This is a genomic window from Arthrobacter sp. Dra40 (assembly GCF_059091905.1).
Window position 1 is genome coordinate 25,720 of the sequence record NZ_JBNHHB010000029.1, and the last position, 22,156, is coordinate 47,875.

25 protein-coding genes are annotated in these 22,156 nt (G+C 64.8%); 5 read left to right on the forward strand and 20 right to left on the reverse strand.

Going from position 1 to position 22,156, the window contains the following annotated elements:
• Nucleotides 1–38: 38 nt before the first annotated feature.
• A complete protein-coding gene (locus tag AC5RWT_RS14335; RefSeq protein ID WP_494080758.1) occupies nt 39–407 on the reverse strand; it encodes an iron chaperone in 369 nt (122 codons plus the stop codon).
• A 209-nt stretch (nt 408–616) separates the two neighbouring features.
• On the opposite strand from AC5RWT_RS14335, the gene AC5RWT_RS14340 reads away from it, so the two are divergent.
• Nucleotides 617–2,059 (forward strand): amino acid permease, encoded by a 1,443-nt coding sequence (locus AC5RWT_RS14340; RefSeq protein ID WP_494045477.1) that lies wholly within the window; start codon nt 617–619, stop codon nt 2,057–2,059.
• A gap of 69 nt (nt 2,060–2,128) precedes the next feature.
• Here AC5RWT_RS14340 and AC5RWT_RS14345 read toward each other — a convergent pair whose 3' ends face one another.
• From AC5RWT_RS14345 to AC5RWT_RS14355, 3 genes are all read right to left on the reverse strand, one after another.
• Nucleotides 2,129–2,872, reverse strand: a complete 744-nt coding sequence (locus AC5RWT_RS14345) for an ABC transporter ATP-binding protein (RefSeq protein ID WP_494045476.1) — start codon at nt 2,870–2,872, stop codon at nt 2,129–2,131.
• The gene (locus tag AC5RWT_RS14350) at nt 2,865–3,860 is read right to left on the reverse strand and encodes a FecCD family ABC transporter permease (RefSeq protein WP_494080781.1); all 996 of its coding nucleotides are present in this window, start codon (nt 3,858–3,860) and stop codon (nt 2,865–2,867) included. Before AC5RWT_RS14350 ends, AC5RWT_RS14345 begins: the two co-directional genes overlap by 8 nt.
• A gap of 103 nt (nt 3,861–3,963) precedes the next feature.
• The gene (locus AC5RWT_RS14355) at nt 3,964–5,097 is read right to left on the reverse strand and encodes an ABC transporter substrate-binding protein (RefSeq protein ID WP_494080759.1); all 1,134 of its coding nucleotides are present in this window, start codon (nt 5,095–5,097) and stop codon (nt 3,964–3,966) included.
• Between the two features lie 268 nt (nt 5,098–5,365).
• Between AC5RWT_RS14355 and AC5RWT_RS14360 the strand changes: the two genes are divergently transcribed.
• A complete protein-coding gene (locus AC5RWT_RS14360; protein WP_494080760.1) occupies nt 5,366–6,160 on the forward strand; it encodes a DUF6390 family protein in 795 nt (264 codons plus the stop codon).
• A gap of 20 nt (nt 6,161–6,180) precedes the next feature.
• On the opposite strand, the gene AC5RWT_RS14365 is transcribed toward AC5RWT_RS14360, so the two are convergent.
• The 13 genes from AC5RWT_RS14365 to nicT form a co-directional block, all read right to left on the reverse strand.
• The gene (locus AC5RWT_RS14365; RefSeq protein ID WP_494080761.1) at nt 6,181–6,639 is read right to left on the reverse strand and encodes a hypothetical protein; all 459 of its coding nucleotides are present in this window, start codon (nt 6,637–6,639) and stop codon (nt 6,181–6,183) included.
• A gap of 48 nt (nt 6,640–6,687) precedes the next feature.
• Complete coding sequence (locus tag AC5RWT_RS14370; protein WP_494045472.1) at nt 6,688–6,945, reverse strand: HypC/HybG/HupF family hydrogenase formation chaperone; 258 nt, start codon at nt 6,943–6,945, stop codon at nt 6,688–6,690.
• The gene (locus AC5RWT_RS14375; RefSeq protein ID WP_494080762.1) at nt 6,936–7,499 is read right to left on the reverse strand and encodes a hydrogenase maturation protease; all 564 of its coding nucleotides are present in this window, start codon (nt 7,497–7,499) and stop codon (nt 6,936–6,938) included. The genes AC5RWT_RS14370 and AC5RWT_RS14375 overlap by 10 nt, the downstream gene beginning before the upstream one ends.
• The gene (locus tag AC5RWT_RS14380) at nt 7,496–7,615 is read right to left on the reverse strand and encodes a DUF6893 family small protein (RefSeq protein ID WP_494045470.1); all 120 of its coding nucleotides are present in this window, start codon (nt 7,613–7,615) and stop codon (nt 7,496–7,498) included. The genes AC5RWT_RS14375 and AC5RWT_RS14380 overlap by 4 nt, the downstream gene beginning before the upstream one ends.
• Nucleotides 7,612–9,054, reverse strand: coding sequence for a phage tail assembly protein (locus tag AC5RWT_RS14385; protein ID WP_494080763.1), 1,443 nt, complete (start codon nt 9,052–9,054; stop codon nt 7,612–7,614). Before AC5RWT_RS14385 ends, AC5RWT_RS14380 begins: the two co-directional genes overlap by 4 nt.
• A gap of 2 nt (nt 9,055–9,056) precedes the next feature.
• Nucleotides 9,057–9,713 (reverse strand): DUF6084 family protein, encoded by a 657-nt coding sequence (locus AC5RWT_RS14390; protein ID WP_494080764.1) that lies wholly within the window; start codon nt 9,711–9,713, stop codon nt 9,057–9,059.
• Nucleotides 9,710–10,366, reverse strand: coding sequence for a DUF5947 family protein (locus tag AC5RWT_RS14395; RefSeq protein WP_494080765.1), 657 nt, complete (start codon nt 10,364–10,366; stop codon nt 9,710–9,712). The genes AC5RWT_RS14390 and AC5RWT_RS14395 overlap by 4 nt, the downstream gene beginning before the upstream one ends.
• Nucleotide 10,367: 1 nt before the next feature.
• A complete protein-coding gene (locus AC5RWT_RS14400) occupies nt 10,368–11,303 on the reverse strand; it encodes a NifU family protein (RefSeq protein WP_494080766.1) in 936 nt (311 codons plus the stop codon).
• Between the two features lie 6 nt (nt 11,304–11,309).
• Nucleotides 11,310–13,043, reverse strand: coding sequence for a nickel-dependent hydrogenase large subunit (locus AC5RWT_RS14405; protein ID WP_494045465.1), 1,734 nt, complete (start codon nt 13,041–13,043; stop codon nt 11,310–11,312).
• 93 nt (nt 13,044–13,136) lie between these two features.
• Entirely contained in the window at nt 13,137–14,177 is a 1,041-nt protein-coding gene (locus AC5RWT_RS14410; protein WP_494080767.1) for an NADH-quinone oxidoreductase subunit B family protein, read from the reverse strand.
• A gap of 48 nt (nt 14,178–14,225) precedes the next feature.
• Nucleotides 14,226–15,062, reverse strand: a complete 837-nt coding sequence (hypB, locus tag AC5RWT_RS14415) for a hydrogenase nickel incorporation protein HypB (RefSeq protein WP_494080768.1) — start codon at nt 15,060–15,062, stop codon at nt 14,226–14,228.
• Nucleotides 15,063–15,392 (reverse strand): hydrogenase maturation nickel metallochaperone HypA/HybF, encoded by a 330-nt coding sequence (locus AC5RWT_RS14420; protein ID WP_494080769.1) that lies wholly within the window; start codon nt 15,390–15,392, stop codon nt 15,063–15,065.
• Between the two features lie 140 nt (nt 15,393–15,532).
• Nucleotides 15,533–16,627: a Nickel transporter NicT gene (gene nicT, locus AC5RWT_RS14425; RefSeq protein ID WP_494080770.1), complete on the reverse strand. Its 1,095-nt coding sequence runs from the start codon at nt 16,625–16,627 to the stop codon at nt 15,533–15,535.
• Between the two features lie 268 nt (nt 16,628–16,895).
• Here nicT and AC5RWT_RS14430 point away from each other — a divergent pair, with 268 nt between their 5' ends.
• On the forward strand, nt 16,896–17,540 hold the full coding sequence (locus AC5RWT_RS14430; protein WP_494045460.1) for a dihydrofolate reductase family protein: 645 nt from the start codon (nt 16,896–16,898) through the stop codon (nt 17,538–17,540).
• Between the two features lie 120 nt (nt 17,541–17,660).
• Here AC5RWT_RS14430 and AC5RWT_RS14435 read toward each other — a convergent pair whose 3' ends face one another.
• Nucleotides 17,661–18,278: a TetR/AcrR family transcriptional regulator gene (locus AC5RWT_RS14435; RefSeq protein ID WP_494080771.1), complete on the reverse strand. Its 618-nt coding sequence runs from the start codon at nt 18,276–18,278 to the stop codon at nt 17,661–17,663.
• A gap of 77 nt (nt 18,279–18,355) precedes the next feature.
• Here AC5RWT_RS14435 and AC5RWT_RS14440 point away from each other — a divergent pair, with 77 nt between their 5' ends.
• Nucleotides 18,356–18,871, forward strand: a complete 516-nt coding sequence (locus AC5RWT_RS14440) for a cupin domain-containing protein (protein WP_494080772.1) — start codon at nt 18,356–18,358, stop codon at nt 18,869–18,871.
• Nucleotides 18,872–18,920: 49 nt separating this feature from the next.
• Here the strand turns inward: AC5RWT_RS14440 and AC5RWT_RS14445 are convergent, their stop codons facing one another.
• Entirely contained in the window at nt 18,921–19,358 is a 438-nt protein-coding gene (locus AC5RWT_RS14445) for a VOC family protein (RefSeq protein WP_494080773.1), read from the reverse strand.
• Nucleotides 19,359–19,550: 192 nt separating this feature from the next.
• Here AC5RWT_RS14445 and arfB point away from each other — a divergent pair, with 192 nt between their 5' ends.
• Nucleotides 19,551–19,991, forward strand: a complete 441-nt coding sequence (gene arfB, locus AC5RWT_RS14450; RefSeq protein ID WP_494045455.1) for an alternative ribosome rescue aminoacyl-tRNA hydrolase ArfB — start codon at nt 19,551–19,553, stop codon at nt 19,989–19,991.
• A 55-nt stretch (nt 19,992–20,046) separates the two neighbouring features.
• Here arfB and AC5RWT_RS14455 read toward each other — a convergent pair whose 3' ends face one another.
• Nucleotides 20,047–21,435 (reverse strand): MFS transporter, encoded by a 1,389-nt coding sequence (locus AC5RWT_RS14455; protein ID WP_494080774.1) that lies wholly within the window; start codon nt 21,433–21,435, stop codon nt 20,047–20,049.
• Nucleotides 21,436–22,156 lie beyond the last annotated feature (721 nt).

The window sequence follows — 22,156 nt, forward strand, 5'->3', positions numbered from 1 at the left end:
CGCTCCAGGGACCTTAGGACCCCGCCGTCACCGCATTCCTACATCCACAACACACCGTCTTCCCGGAATTCCCGGATGCGGTGGTCAATCATCCGTCTCAACAGCCCGGCGGGAACGGGTTGCCCGTAGGGCAGCTGTACCGATCCCTTGCCTGTTCGGAAGTCCGTGAGTTCGTCGGCGAACGCCGCTCGGGTGCTCGGCGTGAAAACGAAGTTCGCGTGCTGACGGTAACCGGCAAAAACAAACATGATGGTGCCGTCGAGAGAGTAGGCCGGAGAACCCCATTTCAAGGCTTCCGCGGCTTCGGGTACCTGCCTGCGGCTCAGCGCGCGCAGCTCGTCTAACAGCTGACGGGCGTCTTCGGAGAAGGTGGCCAGGTATTCGTCTACGGTCTTCGGCTTGTCCACGGTTTGACGCTATCGCGGCCGTCCGCCGGGACCAAGCACGGTAGAGATCGACACCGGCGTGGCGGGATTTGCATGTTCAGGGCCGCAAAACTATTCCCAGCGGGCGGCGCACGGTCCATACTCGAAAAGGTACAGGGCATCCGCACGGCGGAGCCGCCCCTGACGCAGGGTTCCGGCGGCAGATGCAGGCTCGAACATCGGAGTCCGGCATGTCTATCGGGAGCGGTTCCCAATCCATCCTCAGGCGCAAGCCGATCACAGAGATGGTGGAGGAGAGCGGGGAAAGCCATCTTTCCAAAAGCCTGGGCCTATGGCAGCTGACCGCGATCGGCGTCGGCGGGATCATCGGCATCGGCATCTTCACACTGGCCGGTCTGGTGGCCAATGGCGGCCCCGACGCGCCGCCGGTCGGCCCGGCGGTGCTCATTTCCTTCCTCATTGCGGGCCTGGCCAGCGCGGCGGCTGCACTGTCGTATGCAGAATTCGCGGGCATGATCCCATTTGCCGGCTCCGCCTACACCTATGGCTATGTTGCTCTGGGGGAGATCATCGGCTGGTTTATCGGCTGGGACCTGCTGCTGGAATACACGGCCATCGTCGCCGTAGTCGCCCTCGGCATCTCGGGCTATTTCACCGCCTTCATGGACGGCATCGGCGTCCAAGTGCCGGCGTGGATGCAGGGCACCGGCGACACGGTCGAGGGCGGCGTGATCAACCTGCCGGCCCTTCTGGTCTGTCTGCTGATCGCCTGGATCCTCAGCCGCGGGACCCGCACCTTCGGCCGGTTCGAACTGATAGCGGTGGGGCTGAAGATCGCGCTGATCCTCTTCATCATCGGGCTGGGCTTCTTCTACGTGAACCCGGACAACTACACCCCGTTCATGCCTTCCGGATTCGGTCCGGTGCTGGCCGGGGCCGCCACTGTCTTCTTCGCGGTCTTCGGCTATGACGCGATGAGCACGGCGGCGGAGGAATCCGTAGACGGCAAGAAGTACATGCCTAAGGCGATCCTGCTGTCGCTGGGCATCGCGATGACGCTGTATGTGCTGGCCACCCTGGTGCTGACCGGCATGCAGAACTACACGGACATCAGCCCCACCGCGGGGTTCGCGTCCGCCTTCGAGTCGGTCGGGTTGCCGACCGTGGCCACGATCATTGCCGCCTTCGCCGTGGTTTCGATCCTGACCGTGATGCTCACCTTCCTGCTGGGCGTGACCCGAGTATGGTTCTCGATGAGCCGCGACGGGCTGCTGCCGTCCTGGTTCGCGGCGACGGACCGGCACGGCACCCCGCAGCGGGTGACCTGGATCGCCGGCGGCGCAGCAGCGCTGCTGGCAGGATTTTTCCCCATCCGGGCCGTAGCCGACCTGACCAACATCGGCATCCTGGCCGCCTTCGTGGTGGTCAGTGTCGCCGTGATCGTGCTGCGGCGCACCCGACCGGAGGTGCCGCGGAGCTTCCGACTGCCACTGATGCCCGTGGTACCTGCCTTCGGGGTCTTAGCCTCCTTGTTCCTGATGCTCCAGCTGCACTGGGAAACCTGGCTGCGGTTCGTGGTCTGGCTGATCATCGGCCTGGTCATCTACATGTTCTACAGCCGCAAGCACTCGCTGATGAACCCGAACAGCCCGCGCCACCGGGCCGTAGAGTGATCTGGCTGCCCGGCCCCGCCGCCTTTGCTTGTGGCTACCCGGCAACTCAGCAATCGGTACAGGATCGGGTCAAAGTCCTCCGTAGTGGACAACGATGGTGCGTTGTTGCGTGTTTCCGTCGGCGTACAGAAGAGTGCTGACCGGAACGCCGTACAGCGCGGAGAGTTCCCTGGCGGTGAGCAACTCTTCCGCGGTCCCGGTTGTCGGCCCGGATCCGCCCATGAGTACCACCCGATCCGCCAGATACAGCGCGTGGTCGGGATGGTGCGTGCTCAGCAGTACGGTCATGCCGTCGGAGCACAGTTCGCGCAGCAGCGTCAGGATGCGGGCCTGATTCTTCAGGTCCAGACCGGTGGCGGGCTCGTCGAGAACCAGAACGGGGCAGCCTGTGGCGATGGCGCGGGCGAGCAGGACCAGTTGCTGTTCGCCGCCGCTCAGCGTTGGAAACAGCCGGTCCTGTAGTTCAGCGATGCCGATCCGGTCCATCGCTTCCAGCGCCGCCGCTCGGTCGGCCGCTCCGGGCGAGCGGAAAAAGCGGACCTGCCGGGCCCGCCCCATGAGCACCATCTCCAGTGCGGGGTAGGCGAAAGCGCTCCCGTGGGCTTGCGGCACGTAGCCGGCGTCTCCGTCCCGGCGAACGGAGCCTTCCACCGGCGACAGCAACCCTGCAGCGCAGCGCACCAGTGTGGTCTTTCCGCTTCCGTTGGGGCCCAGCACGGCCGTGGCGGTGCCGGCCTGTACTTGGAAGCTGACGCCGCGGAACGTCCACTTTTGCGGGCTGTAACCGAACCCTACGCCGTCAAGCTCAAGCACTGTCCCAGATCCTGTCCCGGTTTTGGCGCAGGAGGAGGAAGAACACCGGTGCGCCGATCAGGGCGGTGAGCACTCCGAGCGGAATCTCCCCGGCGGTCAGCGTCCGGGCAATGGTGTCGATCACGACGAGGTAGGTTCCGCCCAGCAGGAACGTCACCGGCAGCAGCACCCGGTGGTCGGGCCCCACCCACATCCGGGCCACATGCGGGATGACCAGGCCCACCCAACTGACAGCTCCACTGACCGCGACGGCGCCCGCGACCATCAGCGCAACGGCCACCAGCACCACCCAGCGCAGGGTCGAGGGCCGTAGTCCCAGCGCGGCAGCGTCGTCGTCGCCCAAGGAGAGCACATTGATCCGCCAGCGCAGAACCAAGAGCACGATAGTGCCGAGCAGGACCGGCATTGCCGCCACCAGAACCTTCGCGAAGGTAGCGGACGCAACGCTGCCGAGCAGCCAGAAGACGATGGCCGGCAGCGTGGTGTTCGGATCCGCGATGTAGGTGATGAAGGCGACGAGCGCGGAGAAGAAGGAGCCGATCACTACCCCGCCAAGCACGATCATCAGCAGGGGCGTCCCGCCGCGCCCGGAGGTGATCAGGAAGAGCATGACGAGGGCCAGCAGTCCGAAGATGAACGCGCCGGAGACGAGCAGCAGGGAGCCCAAACCGAGCAGCAGGGCCAAGGCGCCGCCAAAGGACGCGCCGGCCGACACTCCAATAATCTCGGGACTGACCAGCGGGTTACGGAAGATTGCCTGGAGGGCAGCCCCGCCGATCGACAGCCCGGCCCCCACCAGCAGTGCGAGCAGGACCCGCGGCAGCCGCACTAGCACAACAACACTCTCTTCCGTGGCGCTGACCTCGGGGGCGCCGGGGAAGAGTTGGGCGGCGAGGATCTGCGCCACATGCCACAGCGGGACGTTGTAGCGACCCACCGCCAGCGCCACCAGGCAGACGACTGTCAGCAGGCCGGCGGAGACCGCGATCGGTGTGAAAACGGGCGGACCGCCGGACCGCTCACGCCTATCCCTGCGTGGAGGGGAACGGCGAGCCGCCTTTCGCCGTTTTTTCGACCGTGGATAGGCCGCCTCATCCAGCATTGAACTGCTGATAGTCGGCGGATTGGCGGTTCTGCTCGGCCCAGAGGATCCGATCGAGATCCGGATTGGTCGGCCGGTAGTTGTAGAGCATCCGGTAGTAGTCGGTAATCTTGCCGCGCAACCCGGACTGCTCTTGCGGGAAGGCGATGTCGCTCAGCCAGTGCCACATGAGCGGCGATTCCTGGCCCGGCGGATCCCAGCGGTAGCCGCCCAGCGGCACCTTGTAGACCCGGCGGGACCGGACCGCGGCGACGTTCTTCCAGACCGGATCGTCGTACACGTCCTGCGGCATGGCGCCGTCGAAATTACCCAGCAGGATGACCTCCGGATCCCAGCTCAGGACTTGTTCCACGTCCAGTCCAACCATGCCGGTACCAGGCAGCGCGTCGTCGCCGGTGGCGGGATTGCTGCCGCCTACCAGCTTGATATAGAAGTCGTTGTAGGTCTTGGCGGCGGCGGCTTTGAGCCCGCCAACAAATCGGTTGAAGTAGAGGATGCTCGGCCCGGGGGCGTTACGTCCGGCCGCGAGTTCCTTCACCTCCGCGAGTTCCCGGTCGCTGTGGTTTTTGATCTCTGTGGCCCGTTCCGGCTTCCCGAGCATGGCGGAAAACATGGCGATCCACGCGTCCACGTCCTCCTGCTTGCCGTTGTTGACCAGGCCGATCACTTTCAGCCCGGCGTTTTCCAAGGGGGCCACCAGTTGGGCATCGCTCCACTGGATAACGACGTCGGGGTTCAGCGCCCGTACGCTCTCGACGTTGGGCGTGAAATCCTGCGTGGCGATCTCGTGGGGAAGCTCCAAAGCCCTGGGGAAGATGGTGCCGAGGATGCCGTCGCGCATCGCCACCCAGGATGCGTTGTGCATGGCGGCCAGATGATCTGCGCCGCCGTCCACTGCCACCAGCAGCGACGCGGCCGGCATGGGAATGGTCACCACGCGGGTGACCGGCCGGTCGAAGGTGATGGTCCTGCCCTGCTGGTCACGGAAGCTGATGCCTGAAGACGTGCTGCCCCCGGTCTGCGTCGGAGCGGTGCGGCTGCCGCCGCATCCGGCTAAAAATGCGATTCCGCCACCCAGCCCGATGGCCTGCAGGATTGACCGGCGGTTGAACTCAGCGGTCATGGGCACGCTCCCCGGATCCTGTCGCATTGCGCCGTTTCGGCATCAGGGACGCTGAGGCCGCGGTGCTTCAGTGTAAACAGCATCGCCCTCGGGATCAGGCCTGTCAACGAGCCCATGAACTGTGCTCGTTGACCGGGGTCCTTGCCTCAATGAGGCCGGTGAGTCGCAGAGCGCTTTTCCCGGCGGCGGGCGAAAAAGGGGGCCGAAGCTGCCCGGGGTCCGTATTCCTTGCCCGTGTGCCGACCCCGGTGCTACCGTCGAAGCACGCATGAGCGGAAGGTGGCACATCATGGTCATCGACGGCGCCCAGTTGTTTGTCCGTTATGCTTACCCGCCCAATGCCCGGGGCAGCTGCGGTCCGCTGGACAGCGACGCGCTGCTCCACTATGGACAGACCGGAATCACCGATCAGGGGCTCCGCGAACTCGCGAAAGGGTTTGCCGGAGCCTACCCGTACCTGGAGCTAATCGCCGGAGCGACCGGCATCCCGGATCCATTGGACCGTCGCGTCGTGGAAGCCTACTGGGTGGGCAATAGCCTGTTGGATTCCGTGGGCATCCGGAACATGGGCAATTCCATGGAGGATCGCTTCCGCGCTCGGACCGGCCAGCAGTTCCCGCACTTGGTGGAAGGGGTCTTGGCCGGCGGCGTTCCCCACCACAGCTTCCACGTCTTCGAGATTTATCCTTGGCTGGGCCTACTGCGCGACGAGCGACGGTACGCCACGGCGCTCACCGTGCTCGATCGCTGCCGGATCCGCTGGGGCCAGGTCCGCGGCATTGCCGGTGACGAGGCCGTGGTCAGCTCGCCCCAGCTGGTCTGGAACGGCACGTTCCTGTCCGTCGGGGACCCGGTGGTCGAGACCGCGAAATTCGCCGTGGCAGGAACGGGTTTCGTGGAGAAACTCAACGTCGGGGATGTTGTCTCCCTCCATTGTGACTGGGTATGTGATGTCCTGACCCCGCGTGAACTGCGGCAACTGCAGCACTTCACCGCCCGGCACCTGGAGATCGCCAACAAGGGCGTCGAGCATCGGGGCGCGGCGATCGCACTCGAACGCTAGCCCGGGTGGCAAGCCAGACGCTACGGCGCTTGGGGAGCGGCCTCTCCCGACTCCTCGTCGCGATCGACGTCCGTGGAGTCGCGGGTCGTCGACGTGCCCGTCGGACGCTCGGACGGTCCCTTGGTCCCGGTGTCCACCCGGCCCGGCTCTTTGCCGTCCTGCCTGATGACTTCTTCGCCGCCGCGGGTGATGCTCGCACCGACCCCTTCCGGAGCCATCTTGGCGTCAGCGGGAGTCTCCTCCGGCCCGGGTTGCTCCGGCTCTTTCTCGGGAGGTTCGCTGCCCCACGCGCGGGCGGTGCCCTCGGCCGGCTCATTGCGTTCCGTGCTCCTGCCCTCGTACGGCGGCACGGCGCTGCCGCCCGTATCCGTTTGCCCGCCGGGCGCAGGGTTGGTGCCTTTGTTGAAGTCGTTGCCCAGCCGGTCGGTCTTGGGCTGCTCCCGCTGTTCACTGGACTCGGATGGTTGTTCCTCGGACATGGTGGTCCTCCTCGATAGAAATTGCTGTTCGATTTCCAGCCCTGCGATCTAGGGCAACCCGCTCCCGGAATCGCGCTCATGCCCCATCAATTCGAGGCCGCTCATTACCTGCTCCGCACCCTCGGCATCCATCTTTTGCAAGGCGAAACCCATGTGGATCAGGATCCAGCTGCCGGCTTCGGGCGGACCGTCTTCCAACAGCCCGATGTTGATTTTCCGCTCCGCCCCGGCTACATCCACGAGGGCGAGCTGGCCGGCGTAGCCTTCAACGAGCTCGATGACCCGCCCCGGTATGCCTAGGCACATGGCGGTACCTCCTTAGGTGGGATGGGGAACGTTTTTTCCAGGAGCGTGACGACGGCGGCCATCGCCTTGGGGACAGCGGCCGCGACCGCTGGCGAGAGCCCGATGCCCTCCGTCGTATTAGCTGGTACGCAGCCGACGACGTAGGTTGTCGGCAGTTTGCCGCCGAGTGAGCGAAGCCGGTTCAACACCGCAGCGGGATCCATGCCGTGTGGATCCAGCGGCCCTGCTTCCGCGAGGTCTTCGGCACCTACGCGCAGGATCCGGATGCTTCCCGGTTCTGCATCGTGCGCACCGGGAGGGACTGTATCTACCAGGATCAGCGCGTCCACGCCGGCCAGCAGGTCGTACGCCAGATGCATCCCCCGGATTCCATAGTCGACCACTTGCAGTCCGGGCCGTTGGCCGGCCGCGGCTGTGGTCAGGCGCCGTGCCACCTCAGGGCCGAAGCCGTCATCGCGCAGGAACATGTTGCCGACGCCGGCCACCAGGGCACGTCCTGTGAAATCCGCGGCCGTATCACCGACCGCTGTGCGTGGTTGGATCCTGGTGTTCACATCCGGCTCAGTTTCAAGTAGCGCCGGATGTCCGGGAGCGACCGCAGCCCGAGGTAGACGAGGCCGAGCGCGACGGCGGAAAGCATGCCCGTGGCCACCATCCCTACTGCTCTCATGATTGGTTTTCCCTTCCGTGCTGGGTTTCGGACTGTCCGCCGGACGGGGCGGGATCAAGAGGCTCCAGTTCGTCTGGGGCGTAGTAGAAGGAACGGCCGTAGCCCTCGTGCAGGTCGGCTGCAGGGTCCTCTTCGAAGACCAGTCCGATATGCGTGCTGCCGTCGACGTCGAAATGGACGCTGGTGACCCTCGCCGCCTGACCGGCGAAGAAGAGATCCTGGGCATCGGCCCGCCGGCCCGGCTTCACTCGCACCCGGCTGCCGCGGGCGACCGGAACGCTTCCGATCAGCACGGCGTCCTCGTCAGGATGGACGCTCGCGTCCGCCGCGGGATCCCACCACGGAAGGCTCTCCGATCCGCTGTTGCCCCCGGATCCGGCCGCCGGCTCTTCGATGAGCGTCAGGAAATCCGCGGCGTGGGGATCGCGCAGGACGCCGTGCAACTGCTGGAGTTCCTCGGGCGACATCGCGGCGCAGCGGTCGATCACCGCTGCCGCCCGCGGATCGGTGGCCCGGGCCTCCGCCTTTTCCTCGTCCGTGAGGGTCAGCACCCGCAGCGTGAGGATTTCGTCGATCTCCGTCGAGTCGTACAGTTCCACCGAGCTTTCCGGCGCGACGGCGGGATGGTCGTAGAGGATGATGGGCGAGATGAGCAGCACGTCGGTCTGGCCTTCGGGTCCGGCGAGGACCGGCCAACAGCGGTGCTGCGTGCAGGACCGGGCCGCGGCTCCTGCCGCTTCCGGCGGCTCGAGCAGGGAGAGGAAATCCCCGTCCTGCAAAGTCAGCAAAGCGTGGGTTCCAATGAAGGACAAGCCGATGGCATCCTGTTTGTTCGCGGCTCCGGGCGTATCCGTGGCGGGACCGACGTTCTCCGCGGTTACCCGCAGCCGAATGACCCCGTTAGCGTGCGGCTTCACGGTCAGCCTGACCTCTCCGCGGAGTCGGCGACGGCGGCGCACCAGTCGCCCGGCGACCTGCCCGGCGCCGTCGGTGAGCAACTCCGTGTCCCGGCCGGCCGGCACCTCGACCGGCAGTGCCAGCCCCTCCCCCTGCTGGCCGGCCAGGTCAGCCAGTGCAAACGGGCCCAGGGCGATTTCCTGCTCCACGGCTTCGTCCCAGCTCAGCCATCGGGCGGCACCCACGGTGAGCTCTCCCACGGCCCGGAACGCGCCGTCGTCGCACTTTTCCTCCACGGTCCGGGTCTGCAGCTGGAGGAAGCGCAGGTGCACCTGAACCGCCGCGTTCCGGCCGGCTGTGAGCAGGCAGTCCGCGGACATGTCCGGTTCCTCACCAAGCCCCGCCGCCGCGGCGCCGGGCGGGCCGAGGATACCGAACTGCCAGCGTGCTTGGTTCTTCCGGGACGACGCGCGGTACGGGTAGAGCAGGTACCCCTCGTAGAGGACAGCATCGGCGACGGCGCGGGCCAGGCTCAGTCCCATATTCATCGCGGTGGCTCACCCACAACGTTCGCGGTGGCGCCGGCCAGCAGCGCCTCCATGGTTGCCTCCCAAGAGGTCAGCCCGCGGACTGCCTTGAAGTGGGCCAACGATGCGAGCACCTCGCGGTCCAGCCGGAGCCAGCCGGTATTGGGGAAGTGCAGGTCCATGAGCCGGCGCCACGCCTCCACCGGCAGCTGGTAGGAAGCCTCGAGGTCCCACGGCACCTGTTCCACCGTGAACCCGGTCTGGCCTCTGGTGAAGACGGTGCCGGAGAACAGCAATTCCAACGGGATCATGCCCTCTTGCAGGGCGTTCAGGTATTTGGCCGCCGCGACCTCGAAATCGAAGGTGCAGGGAAGCGGCAGCTCCACCTCGGTGCTTCCGGTAAACCCTTGGACGAGGGCGCTGCATTGCAGCCAGAGGAAGGACTTCAGGGTCGAGGGCCAGCGGCCGCGCTCGCCGAAGAGATCCAGCAGCCCTGGTTCCTCGCCCGGGCCATAGCCACGCCGCTGCGGCAGAATGCGGATCTGGCAGCGCAGCGCGATCGCATGGACGACGGCGCCGCTGGACTCGGTGACGCGCAGCCGGGCAGTCAGCTGGGGAGCCGCAGAGTAGGGCTCGGGCTGGATATCGAGGACCGTGAAGGACAAGTTGGTCACGGCAAATCCCCCGGCCCGGCACCGCCACGGTCCTCCTCGCGCACCGGCTGGCACCGGCTCTGGACCTGGTCGAAGAACATCCTGAGTTGCTCGCGGGACTGCTGTCCGCCGTCGAACCCGCGCCACACACGGCGCAACTGGCCCACCAGTTCGTAGCAGGCGTCCACCGGAACCAGATAGCAGTCCGCCTGTGCCCGCTCGGGCCCCGGACCACGGATCAGCAGCGCCTCTGTATCAGCGGCGGCGACGGACAGGCTCGGATTGCGCGCCAACACCGCCCCCCACGCCTCCAGCGGAAGTTCGGATTCGGTGGCTCCCGCGGGGCCCGGATAGAAGGCGACCGTGCGCTCCAACTTGGAACTGTAGAAGAAGAAGGCCAGGCCCACCGGGATTTCGAGCTCCTCCCACTGACCAGGGCCGAGGTCAAAGTCGGGGAAGGAGAGGTAGCGGTCGGGGACGGCGCGGTAGCGGAGCCGGGCGGAGGCATCCGTGAAGAGCAGGTAACACGGCCGGCAGGTGCACAGCATGCCGCGGCTCTCCACATCGACTACGTGCTGGTGTTGCTCCGCGATGGGCTCGCCGCACATCTCGCAGCGCGCACCGGTCTCAGTCCGCTTGGTGGCCGCGATCTTGCGCAGCAGCGCGATATCCATCTCAGCCTCCGTGGCCGGCGGACACCGGGACGGCCACGCACATCACGCCGCCACGGCTGAGCAGGGGCAGCGGATCCAAATGCATGGCCTTGTCCTCCAGGCACTGACCGGCCTGCCGCACATCGAAGTGGCTGCGGCAGGAGGGGCAGCGCAACAGGCCGCCGCCGACCGGTGCCGCGAGTGCGCGCTGCAGCGTCGCGCCTTCCAGCGAGCGGGTGCAACGCGGGCAGTAGTCACGGTAGGCGTACACATCCTGCCCGGTCCGGCACGCCAGCAGGGAATAGCCGTCGCCGACCAGGAAGCCCGCGACCTCCCCGGGTTCCAGCTCGGCGAGCTGGGGCAGGGGCTCCCAGGAACCTGTTGGCTGGTCCCCGGAACCCTCGGGTTCCCTGTTCAGCCGGACCAGCAGTGCGTCCACGGGAATCACGGCCGGCGAGGCGGCCGCCCTTTCGGCCTCTACGACCTCGATCGTCGACACTTCCGGGGCGGCTGCTTCAATCGCCTCCTCCACCGCGTACTTGAGGGTAACGGACGACGACGGGCACCCCTGGCAGGTGCCTAACAGGCGCAGCCGCACCACGCCGTCGTCGTTAATTTCCAGCAGTTCCACGTCGCCGCCGTGTGAGCCGAGGTAGGGGCGGACGCTATCCAGCGCGGCGGCAACCCGGGTCTGAACATCCTGCGGGTGCAGCCCGTGGATGAGCAGCACGGCGGACACCAGCTCATCCGAGGTCAGCGCCTGCATCGTGGCGGGATCGAGCACTCCTCGGTCCTTGAGGATTTCCAGCAGCCGTTCCAGTCCCGCTCCGTACAGGTCGGCCACCTCGCGGACCAGATCCTCCGCGCGTCCACGGGCGACGGCGCCGCCAGCCCCGAGCGCGTCCAGAAGCGTGCCGATGCGCTCACCGATCTGGCGTGGCTGCTCCCCGGCGGGCATGGCAGGTCACTCGCCGGTCATCGTCTGGGTCGGGGAGTGCAGTTTGTCCAGGGTCTGCCCCTTGCCCAGGTACATGTGGACGCCGCAGGGCAGGCAGGGGTCGAAGCTACGCACCGTGCGCATGATGTCGATCCCCTTGAAATGCTCGCGGTCGTTCTCCTCGAAGATGGGTTGCCCCTGGACCGCGTCCTCGTACGGCCCGGAGATGCCCTGGGAATCCGTCGGGCTCGCGTTCCACGGGGTGGGCGGGTACGGGTGGTAGTTGGCGATCTTGCCGTCGCGGATCACCATGTGGTGCGACAGCACGCCGCGCACGGCCTCGGTGAAGCCGCAGCTGAAGGCCTCGTCGGGGACCTCGAAGGTTTCCCAAGTCTTGGTCCTTCCGGCCCGTATCTCTTCGAGCGCTTGCTCGGCGAAATGCAGTGCGGCCGCGGCGGCGTAGGCCTGGAAGTACGTGCGGGCCCGGTTCCGCTCCAGGGTGTTGCTCCATTGCGGGGTGTGCCATTCGAAAGATACTGGCCCCTTGAGCGCGGTCTTGGGCAGGTTGATCTGCACGCTGTGGCCGGTGGCCTTGATGTAGCCGATGTCGACCATCCCTGCCAGCGCCGTCGACCAGAGCCGGGCCAACGGGCCGCCGCCGGTGTCCAGGGCGAGGTTGTCCGTGCCGTCGAACCAACGCGGGGACATGACCCAGCTGTACTTCTCCGCCAGGTCGCGCTTCTGCGGCTTCGGGTTGGTGTGCTGGTTCCACGGATGACGGCGGTCCACCGGATTGCCCAGCGGATCCTGCGTCACGAACATTTCCTGGTCCTCCCAGTCCTCGTAGTACGAGGAACCGAGCATGATCCGTATTCCGAGGTTGATCCGCACCAGGTCGGTGGTCACCAATTTTCCGTCAACAACGACGCCGGGAGTCACGAACATTTTCCGGCCCCAGTCCGTCATGTCCTTGTACTCGAAATTGCAGAAGTCCGGATCTTGGAAGGCGCCCCAGCAGCCGAGCAGGGTGCGCCGCAGTCCCACCTGCTCGTAGCCGGGCAGGGCCTCGTAGAAAAAGTCGAAGAGGTCGTCATGCATCGGCACAACCTTCTTCATGAACTCGACGTAGCGCATCAGCCGGGTGACGTAGTCGGTCATCAGCTGGATGGTCGCCACCGTGCCGACGCCACCCGGGTACAGCGTTGACGGATGGACGTGGCGCCCCTCCATCAGGCAGAACATCTCACGCGTGAGGCGGCTGACCTGCAAGGCCTCGCGGTAGAACTCGCCGGTGAACGGGTTCAACGAGCGCATGATGTCAGCGATCGTACGGTAGCCGTGGTCGGCTTCGTGCGGGGCGCGCGTGTTCTCCGCCTTCGCCAGTACGCCGGGGTTGGTTTCGGAGACCATCTTTTCGCAGTAGTCCACGCCGACGAGGTTCTCCTGGAAGATGTTGTGGTCGAACATGTACTCGGCCGCTTCGCCGAGGTTCACGATCCACTCGCCCAGATGCGGGGGCTTCACGCCATAGGCCATGTTCTGGGCATAGCAGGAGCAGGTGGCATGGTTGTCGCCGCAGATGCCACAGATCCGGCTGGTGATGAAATGCGCGTCTCGAGGATCCTTGCCCTTCATGAACAAGGAGTAGCCGCGGAAGATCGAGGACGTGCTGCGGCATTCAACAACCTGGCTGTTCTCGAAATCGATCTTGGTGTAGATGCCGAGGCTGCCGACGATCCGGGTGATGGGGTCCCACGCCATCTCCACAAGGTTGCTGCCGCTTGTGCTGCTCTGGGAAGGCGTTGGAATTGTGGAGGTCATTGTGCTTCGCCTTGTCTTGAAGTAGCCGTTCGGTTACCAGGTGCGTCGGGCACCGGTCAGGAGTTCGCGTCCGGGCCGACGCCACTTGGGCTCCTTGTCCAGTGTGTTGGCCGTGATGCCGCGCAAAGCCTTGATCGCCGCACCGTAGGGGCGGACGGCATTGGTTGAAAGCTTGCCGCCGGGCGGCTCGTCCATGAAAGGCATGAACTTGTCAGGGAATCCCGGCATCGTGCATCCGATGCAGATACCGCCGACGTTGGGGCAGCCGCCGATACCGTTCATCCATCCGCGTTTGGGGACATTGCACTTGACCACGGGGCCCCAGCAGCCGAGCTTGACGATGCACTTCGGCGACCCGTATTCCGTGGCGAAGTCGGCCTGCTCGTAGTAACCGGCGCGGTCGCAGCCTTCATGAACCGTCTTGCCGAACAGCCAGGTGGGGCGCAGCGACTCGTCCAACGGAATCGGCGGCGCCTGCCCCGTGGCTTGGTAGAGCAGATACGTGATGGTTTCCGAGAGGTTGTCCGGTTGGATGGGACAACCCGGGACGCAGACGATCGGAATGTCTGCTTTGGATTTCCAGTCGTACCCCAGATAATCGGGCACTCCCATGGCACCGGTCGGATTGCCGGCCATCGCATGGATGCCGCCGTAAGTGGCGCAGGTACCGGCCGCGATGATCGCCGTGGCTTTCGGCGCAAGCCGGTCCAGCCATTCGCTGGTAGTGATCGGCTGGCCGGTCTCCAAGTCATTGCCGAAGCCGCACCAATAACCGCCGGGTTCGTGGAGCTTCTCATTGGGGATGGAGCCCTCGACCACCAGGACGAACGGCTCCAGTTCGTCGCGGTCCGCTTTGCGGAACCATTCAAGGAAGTCGTCGGCCCCTTCCTGGGGACCGCACTGAAAATCTATCAGCGGCCAGTGCATCGCGATCCTGGGCAACCCGGGCAGCGCGCCGAGCGCGATCTCCTCGACGCTGGGCTGCGTGGCCGCCGTCAGCGCGACCGAATCTCCGTCGCAACTGAGCCCCGCGTTGATCCACAGCACGTGGATGAGGGCTTCTTCGGCCTGCAAGGATGTTTCGGTAGGCATCAGTGCCTCCTTCAGAGCCCTCGAAAGGGCTCAGTGAGCGTCTGTAGTCAGGGATCCGGTCAGGGTTTCCGGCTCGGGAGCGTCGCCTTCGAGCCACTGATACCAGCGGGGCAGCCCCTCGCCGGTGGTGGCCGAAACGACCATGAATTCGGTCCGCGGATTAACTTGGCGAATGCGCTCCAGGCACGCACTGGTATCGAAATCCACGTAAGGCAACAAGTCCGACTTATTGACGATCACTAAGTCGGCCGCCATGAACATGTGCGGGTACTTCTGAGGTTTGTCATCACCTTCCGTCACCGAAATGATCACCACCTTGGCAGTTTCGCCCAGGTCGAAGAGCGCCGGACAGACGAGATTGCCGACGTTCTCGATGAACACCGTCGAATCCATGGCCGGGTCCAGGGCATCGAGTCCTCGGCGGAGCATGTCGGCATCCAGATGGCAGCCGGCCCCCGTGTTAATCTGGATGACGGGCCGTCCGAGCGCGCGGATGCGGTCGGCATCCAGCGACGTTTCCTGGTCGCCTTCGATAACGCCGGCCTGCAGTCGGTCGCCCAGTTCCTGAAGCGTGCGGACCAGCAGCGTGGTCTTGCCAGCGCCGGGCGAGCTCATCACGTTGAGGGCGCGGATGCTCCGGCCCTCCAGCCAGCCGCGGTTCCGGGCGGCCAGCAGGTCGTTTTTGGCGAGGAGATCCTGCTCAAGCGCAATGGTTTCCGGGCCGCTGGCAGCATGCTCATGGTCGAGTCCATGGGCATGCTCATGGGGATGGCTGTGGTGGTGAGGATGGTCGTGGCCGGCCTGCCCAATCTCGATGCCCGCCACTCGCGTGTTCTCGGCGTCTCCGCAGCCACAGGTGGTACACATCTATGCCACCTCCACCGATGTCACCGCGAGTTCACGGCCGCCGAGGACTTCCACGTCCGCGCTGCCGCAGGGGCACAACAGAATCAGGTCTTCCAGCACGAAATCACGCTTGCAGTTGCGGCACCGGCCCTGGCCGCGGGGCTCATCGATCTTCAGCTGGGCACCGGCCAGCGGGGTGCCGGCGGAGGCGACTTCAAAACAGAAGCGCATAGCATCCGGAAGCACACCTGAGAGCGCCCCAATGCGAAGATTCACGAGGGTAACCTGCCGATCACCTGTTCGGTCCAGGACGGCGTCGATAAGGCTTTCCGTAAGTGAGAGCTCATGCATGGTCTGCCACCTCGTGAACTCCAAGATAGGCGCGTACGGGACAATGCGCAACTATCCCCTTGACGCATGAAAGATCCCCGTGTAGGTGCTATCGAGGAATCGCTGCGTCAGGCGCTACGCGGCACCCACCGGTGTTGATATTAGTCCGGCAGGGAATAGCGGGCCTCGACTTTGCCCAGTTTCCAGTACGCGACCGCGGCCAACCAGGTTGCCGCGAACAGCCCGCAGATCAGGAAGCCGAAGTTCTCCAGATTCACGGAAGCGACCCAGGCAACGGGACCGCTGTCTACCTGCATTCTCTCGGCCACCAGCCCCAACAGGCCCACTCCGCCGACGAGGAAAGCCACAATGACGGACGTGCCGGTGACCATGAGGTTGTAGTACACCTTCCGGACCGGGCGCGCGTAGGCCCACTGATAGGCCCGGTGCATGAAGATGCCATCGAGCGTGTCGAACAACGTCATGCCGGCGGTGAACAGGACCGGCAGAACGAGAACCACATACCAGGGAGCGGTCAGGGCGGCACTGCCGCCGATCACAAACAACCCAATCGTCGTTGCCGTATCGAACCCCAGTCCGAACAACACGCCGATGGGATACATCTTCCAAGGCCGGTCGATCTGTCGGGCCAGCGGTGCCAATAGCCGGTTAAGCAGGCCGCGGTTTTGCAGCAGGTCCTCGATTTCAGCTTCGTTGTATTCGCCAGTCCTGAGCTGGCGGAATACGCGGGCGATCCCGATGAGCGAATACAGGTTCAAGGTACCGATCAGTAGCAGGAAAAGTCCGGAGACGATGACACCCCAAACTCCGGTTATCGAGGCGAGCAACGAATCGCCGTCGGAAATCTGGTCGGCCAACCTATTCAGTCCGGCGGCAAGCAGCGTGACAGCAACGATCACGACGGTCGAATGCCCCAGGGCGAACCAGAACCCCACGGACACGGGCCGGCTGCCCTCCCCCACCAGCTTGCGGGTTGTGTTGTCCACCGCCGCAATATGGTCGGCGTCAAACGCGTGGCGCGCCCCCAGGATGAATGCGGTAAACGCCAGTCCGAGGCCGAATGGCGCCCGGTCGGCCACTTCGTACTGACCGGGCAAAACGACGCCGAAGAACATGCCCCACCCGACGACCAACAGGAACGCAATCACCGAGGCCATGCCCAAGATACTGCGCCGACTACCGGGCGCCGGTCTTTGGAGGTGACGTTTCACGATTTCCTGCCACTCTGGCCGCATGACTGCTTCGCCTGTGGAATATCACTGGAGCACCTCCGCCCAGAATGCAGAGCACGCATCCGCCGTGTCAAGAGTCCGCGTTGACTCATGAAAGATGCCCGCCCGCCCCGCCGCCGCTTCACGGCCTAGCCGGTGATCGAGGCGCTCGATGAGGCGACAACGGCATCGATCCAGCAACCGGAATGAGGCTTCAGGAGATCCTCCTTGACCAGCTTGGAGCCTCCAGTATCGTGAATGCAATCTAAAGCGCTCATGACTTGGAGTACCGATGGCCGTTCGCGTTGACCTCAACATCTCCCTCGACGGGTTCGCGACGACGACGGATCAAACCCCCGAGAAACCGATGGGCGAAGACTGGTCTCGTCTGGTCGGCGCATATGCCGCGACCCGGACCTTCCGCGAACGCGTCTTACTCGACACCTCCGGCCAGGGCACCACCGGCGTGGACGACGAGTATGCGAAGGCGTACTTCGCGGAGCTCGGAGCAGAGATTATGGGCGCAGGGATGTTCGGCCTGCACCACTTCCCTGACGACCCGGACTGGCGAGGCTGGTGGGGCGACGAGCCCCCGTTCCGGATCCCGGTCTTCGTGCTCACGCACAGCGCCCCACGGCCGCCGATCGAAATGACAGGCGGCACAACGTTCCACTTCCTCTCCGCAACGCCACAGGAGGCGCTCGACCGCGCGCTGGAAGCCGCCGGTGGCAGGGACGTCCGCGTGGGCGGCGGAGCGACCGTCGCGCGCGACTTCCTGAAGGCCGGGCTCGTCGACCAGCTCCACGTCGCGATCGCGCCCATCATCCTGGGGCGCGGCATCCGCCTCTGGGACGACCTGCGCGGCCTGGAATCCGACTACGACGTCACCGCGGAGACGGCCGAGAGTGGCACGGTCCACCTGACTTTCCGACGCTAGGACACAATCTGCAGCGCCGGCGTTCGCGATCCGTGTTGCTGCCTGGACCGACGGATCTCATCGTCGCCCTGAGCGGACTTGGCAGGCCGGCACTCCTACCTGTTCTGGGCAGGGCAAAGGCTACCGCTGGCCCTCGCCAGCCGTCGTTGCTGCCAGGGCTGTCATGGCCTGGACTGCGTCCCGACTGGAAAGCCCGTTGTCGTGGCAGAGCGACCGCCACGTCCAGAATGAAATAGCGTGGCCGACGACGGCGCGCAGCTGACCACTCCTACCGGTCTCCGGAAAGGGGTCAAGCAGTGCATCGCGGAAAAACGCATTGCGCTCCTCGAGCTCTTTGCGGCGTCTGTCCGGGAGTGCATCCAAGTCGGCATAGATACGCGCGAGCATCGATTCGCCGCCGCGATAAAACCGGTAGAGATCCGTCAGGCCAGCGTGGAGGCGTTCCAGCGGATCCGGGAGCTCGGACCAGGCAGCTGGATCCGGTAGTTGCTGCTGTGACAGCCAATGCGAGGAACAGGCAGCGAACAGTGCCTCGTCGTCGGCGAAATGCCGATAGACCGTCAGGCGGGTCACCCCGGCCCGCTCGGCGACTCCGGCAATCGTCGTCCGGGCAGGGCCCACGGAACCATGCAGGGCCACTGCGGCGTCAACGATGCGCTGACGCGTGGTGTCCACCTGCTCGGCCCGCTTAACCATTTGATAGCGGCGCGGTGTGGTTGAACGTAGCTGTTCGCTCAAAGTGTTGACGCCCTCCCTCTGCGGTTGGACAATTCGATATACACCACTGTATATCGAATTCGAAGGGGTGGCCGGTCATGGGCGCTGAGGAGGCTCCGCGGCTCACCGTCGTGCAGCCAAGGGAAGGACGTGAAGGCAGCCTCGGAAGTATCGGGGTTGTCTTCAAACTGTTCGGCGAACACACCAACGAGCAGATCTCGATCGTGGAGCATCCGTTCCCGGTTGGGGCTTTGGTTCCGCCGCACATGCATACCCGTGAGGATGAGTATTCGATCGTCCTTGAAGGCGAGATCGGATTCCGCTCCGGCGAGCGCGAGGCGGTGCTGGGCGCCGGGGGCTACATCACGAAACCGCGCGGCGAACTGCACACCATGTGGAACGCCGGCAAAATTCCGGCGAGGATGATCGAAGTGATCAGTCCCGCCGGGTTCGAGCACTTCTTCTGGAGTGTGGCCGATCAGCTCGAAACCGGGGAACCAACCGACCCGGAAGCCATCGGCAAACTGGCAGCCGAGTACGGACTCCAGTTCGGCGAGGCCCCGTGGCTTCCGGACATCATCGCCCGGTACGGCCTCACTCCTCCGATGGGCTGACGGGAAGGGCCTCGCATCCGCACAGCACGCCAGACTTGGCCGACGGCGGTCACTTCTTCGTCAGTTCCTCAGCGAACATCACGATAATGCCGCTGGGACCGCGGACGTACGTGAGCCTATAGACGTCCTCATAAGTCGCCACACCGCGAAGCGGACGGCAGCCGTGTTTCGCGGCTATCTCGAGGGCCTTGTCCAAATCATCTACTGAGAAAGCGACGCGGTGCATGCCAATCTCGTTGGGGCGAGTGGGCGACGTCTCTATCGCGTCGGGGTGGAGGTATTCGAAGAGTTCGAGTCGACCGTGACCGTCTGGGGTCTGGAGCATCGCGATCTTGGCGTGGTTGCCATCGAGTCCGACGGCGGTGTCGGTCCACTCACCACTGACCGTGTCACGTCCGATAACTGTCAAACCGAGGTCGGTGAAAAAGGCGATCGTTGCTTCCAGGTCGCGAACGGCGATACCGACGTTCTCAAGTTTGATGGCCATGTGCGCCATGCTAGCGAGCCGCGTCCGCAGAAGAGAAGCCCCTGCCCGCTGCGCTCCGCGTCATCGACGTTAGACGTTGAACCTTATTTCAACCTCGTTCGAGCACCGCGGCAACCACACTCGCTGACAAGCGATGCGAAGACTACACATCATCCCGGCAACGTTGCATTGGAGCTGCGGGACAATAATCCTGTGGACGACCTGCATGTGCCTCCGGGACCCGGCGCGCCCCGCGGCCTCCGGGTACCGGCGGGAGAGTTGCTCGAGCAGTTCTCCCGAGCCTCCGGCCCGGGCGGCCAGAGCGTTAACACCGCCGATTCACGCGTGCAACTCAGTCTCGATCTAGGCACGACAACAGCACTGAGCGAGGTCCAACGCGAACGAGCCATCGAGCGGCTCTACGAGAGACTCTCGGGCACGGTGCTGATCATCAGCGCCTCCGAGCACCGCTCCCAGCGGCGAAACAGGACTGCGGCGAGGCAACGCTTGGTCGCAATCCTGCGAGACGCAGTGGCTCCCCCTGTCATCCGGCGAGCAACCCGGCCCACGAGTGGCTCGCGGCGTCGTCGGCTCGAAGGAAAACGCTTGCGCTCCGAAACCAAGCGCAACCGCAGGCGCCCAGCGCCCGAATGACCTGCGCGCTCGCGCCGATCGTCGTCGGGCTCTCTCTCAGGCTACCGGCGCATTGTCAGGCATCATGGGGATGATCCTCCAAGATAGCCTCAAGCGGCGGCTTGGCAGCGAGCATCAGCAGTCCGGAGACCAGGGTCCCCAACGCCCCCACCCACAGGGCGGCCACTCCGGTGCCTGCCCCGGCAGCCACCGCAGTGAAGATGGCACCGCCAAGGATGGTGCCCGGCTGGCTCATGGCGCCGATGAAGGAGGTACCGGTGGCACGGCAGCTGACCGGATAGCACTCGGCCATGAAGTACTGGATGGCCGCATAAGGGCCAACCAAAAAGAACAGGCCCGCACCGTACGTCAGGATGATCATCCCCGAATTGACGGCCAGTGGGCTGAGCATAATGCTGAAGCAGATGCCTGAGATGATCCAGCCGATGACGATCGTCCGCTTGCGGCCGATCTTGTCGCCCAGCCAGCCGTGGAAGACGTAGCCGAAGTAGGCCAGCCCGTTGATGACGATCAGCAGCCAGAAGGCGGTGGACAGTTCCACGCCCTTGGCGTTCTTCAGCACCGAAGTGCCGAGCACGCTGAAGATCGTGATGCCGAAGAAGTTGATGATCCAGGCCAGGGAAAAGACGATCGTGTTCCGGCGCAGATGCGGCTCCCAGATGCGCTTCAGCGGCGCCGCGGACGAGTGCTCCACCCCGTAGGCATGGGCCAGCGCATGCGCCTGCTCGCCTTGTCCGTGCTTCTCCAGCTGCGTAAGCCGGTGGTGCAGTTCGAACTGCGGGGTTTCCCGTAGCTTTTTTGCTATGACCCACATGATGATGGCCGCGGGGATACACGCCATCACATACAGGGGCCGCCAGCCGAAGGCGGGCAGGAAGGCCAGGGCCAGCGCACTGGCCAGCAGGAAACCCAGCGGCCAGCCGCCCTGAATGAAGGAATAGTGGAAGCCCGGGCGCCGGCGTCTCTTCTCGTCCTCGGTGACCTGATAAACCTCGTTCATGTAGGTGGCGTTCACCGCCTGTTCGGAGAAACCCAGACCGCCGAAGGACCGGATGAAGACCAGGAGCCCGTTGCTGATCACACCCAGTCCGGTGGGGATCAGCGCGGTCAGGCCGGAAACGACGGCGGTGCCGCCGATGGTGGTCATCATGCCCTTGCGCCGGCCGAGGCGGTCGATGACAGGACCGATGGCGAAGCACACGATCGCGGTACCGACCGCGATCCAGGTATTGATGGCGTAGGCTTCGGGGGCGGTCCAGCCGAACTCATCCTGCATAGCCGGCAGCAGCGTGCCGAACAGCCCGAAGTCGAACACGGCAATGGTCCACGCCAGAAGGGCCAGGACGGTGGAAGTGTTGGTGGTTTTCTTGGAGAAGGAAGGGAAGCGTCGCTTCTCATCCTGGGTGGGGGTAGTCAGGTCAACACTGACCTCACGGGTGCTCACGGCTTGTTTCCTTTCGCGGCGAGCGGCTGATGCAGGAATCGGCGATCTGTGCGGACGTGAGCCAACCGACGCCGTCGTGGGTGTGAATGTGCTCGATGACCCGTTCGAGCATGAGGCTTCGGCTGTCTTCTCGGCCCTGGGGGACGCTGGTCGTCGTGGGTCAGGTCCAGCGAGGACGTTTCCAGGAGGGCGTGCGTTCCATGTAACGACGGCGCCAGAACCTCAACAGGTAGGAACCCTCAAGAAGCGCGTCGACCCAGCGCACCAAAAACAAAGACGACGCAGCGCTTGCTAGCGGCCGCTCCCCCTAGGTGCGGCACCAGCGGCTCCCCGTCCTCGGGAGGGGACCGGGATGCAATGGTTCCTCCCGTTGCCAGTAGCACAACATGCGCTTCGCTGGCGTCCTGAGGGATCATGGCTGCTCCCAATGCGGCTAAACAGCTCGTGCTCGGAACGGATGCCGTTCCTCGCTCTATAACGTTCCCCCAGAGCCTTCCGGCCCTCTTCCTCGTACCCAATCCGGGTAGGGTGGCCAATACTCTACGATGTGGCGGAGGTCACGTCAATAATTTAAGTTTGGCGAACTTCACTACCGGCGGGCCGAACGTGCCCGGAGAATGCGTGGGAACCACGCAGGAGGCATCGGTGAACGAGAGCAGCCGACGTCCCGTGACCATTAAGGATCCCGCCAACCCAACCGGGCCTGCACCCGTCAACCGTC

Excerpts from the sequence above, each read along its gene's own strand:
- hypB (WP_494080768.1), bottom strand. The coding sequence starts at position 15,062 with ATGTGTACCACCTGTGGCTGCGGAGACGCCGAGAACACGCGAGTGGCG.
- AC5RWT_RS14430 (WP_494045460.1), top strand. The coding sequence starts at position 16,896 with ATGGCCGTTCGCGTTGACCTCAACATCTCCCTCGACGGGTTCGCGACG.
- nicT (WP_494080770.1), bottom strand. The coding sequence starts at position 16,627 with ATGCGGCCAGAGTGGCAGGAAATCGTGAAACGTCACCTCCAAAGACCG.
- AC5RWT_RS14355 (WP_494080759.1), bottom strand. The coding sequence starts at position 5,097 with ATGACCGCTGAGTTCAACCGCCGGTCAATCCTGCAGGCCATCGGGCTG.
- AC5RWT_RS14360 (WP_494080760.1), top strand. The coding sequence starts at position 5,366 with ATGAGCGGAAGGTGGCACATCATGGTCATCGACGGCGCCCAGTTGTTT.
- AC5RWT_RS14405 (WP_494045465.1), bottom strand. The coding sequence starts at position 13,043 with ATGGCGTGGGACCCCATCACCCGGATCGTCGGCAGCCTCGGCATCTAC.
- AC5RWT_RS14395 (WP_494080765.1), bottom strand. The coding sequence starts at position 10,366 with ATGGATATCGCGCTGCTGCGCAAGATCGCGGCCACCAAGCGGACTGAG.
- AC5RWT_RS14445 (WP_494080773.1), bottom strand. The coding sequence starts at position 19,358 with ATGGCCATCAAACTTGAGAACGTCGGTATCGCCGTTCGCGACCTGGAA.
- AC5RWT_RS14385 (WP_494080763.1), bottom strand. The coding sequence starts at position 9,054 with ATGGGACTGAGCCTGGCCCGCGCCGTCGCCGATGCTGTCCTCTACGAG.
- AC5RWT_RS14420 (WP_494080769.1), bottom strand. The coding sequence starts at position 15,392 with ATGCATGAGCTCTCACTTACGGAAAGCCTTATCGACGCCGTCCTGGAC.
- AC5RWT_RS14400 (WP_494080766.1), bottom strand. The coding sequence starts at position 11,303 with ATGCCCGCCGGGGAGCAGCCACGCCAGATCGGTGAGCGCATCGGCACG.
- AC5RWT_RS14380 (WP_494045470.1), bottom strand. The coding sequence starts at position 7,615 with ATGAGAGCAGTAGGGATGGTGGCCACGGGCATGCTTTCCGCCGTCGCG.
- AC5RWT_RS14370 (WP_494045472.1), bottom strand. The coding sequence starts at position 6,945 with ATGTGCCTAGGCATACCGGGGCGGGTCATCGAGCTCGTTGAAGGCTAC.
- AC5RWT_RS14440 (WP_494080772.1), top strand. The coding sequence starts at position 18,356 with ATGGGCGCTGAGGAGGCTCCGCGGCTCACCGTCGTGCAGCCAAGGGAA.
- AC5RWT_RS14365 (WP_494080761.1), bottom strand. The coding sequence starts at position 6,639 with ATGTCCGAGGAACAACCATCCGAGTCCAGTGAACAGCGGGAGCAGCCC.
- AC5RWT_RS14340 (WP_494045477.1), top strand. The coding sequence starts at position 617 with ATGTCTATCGGGAGCGGTTCCCAATCCATCCTCAGGCGCAAGCCGATC.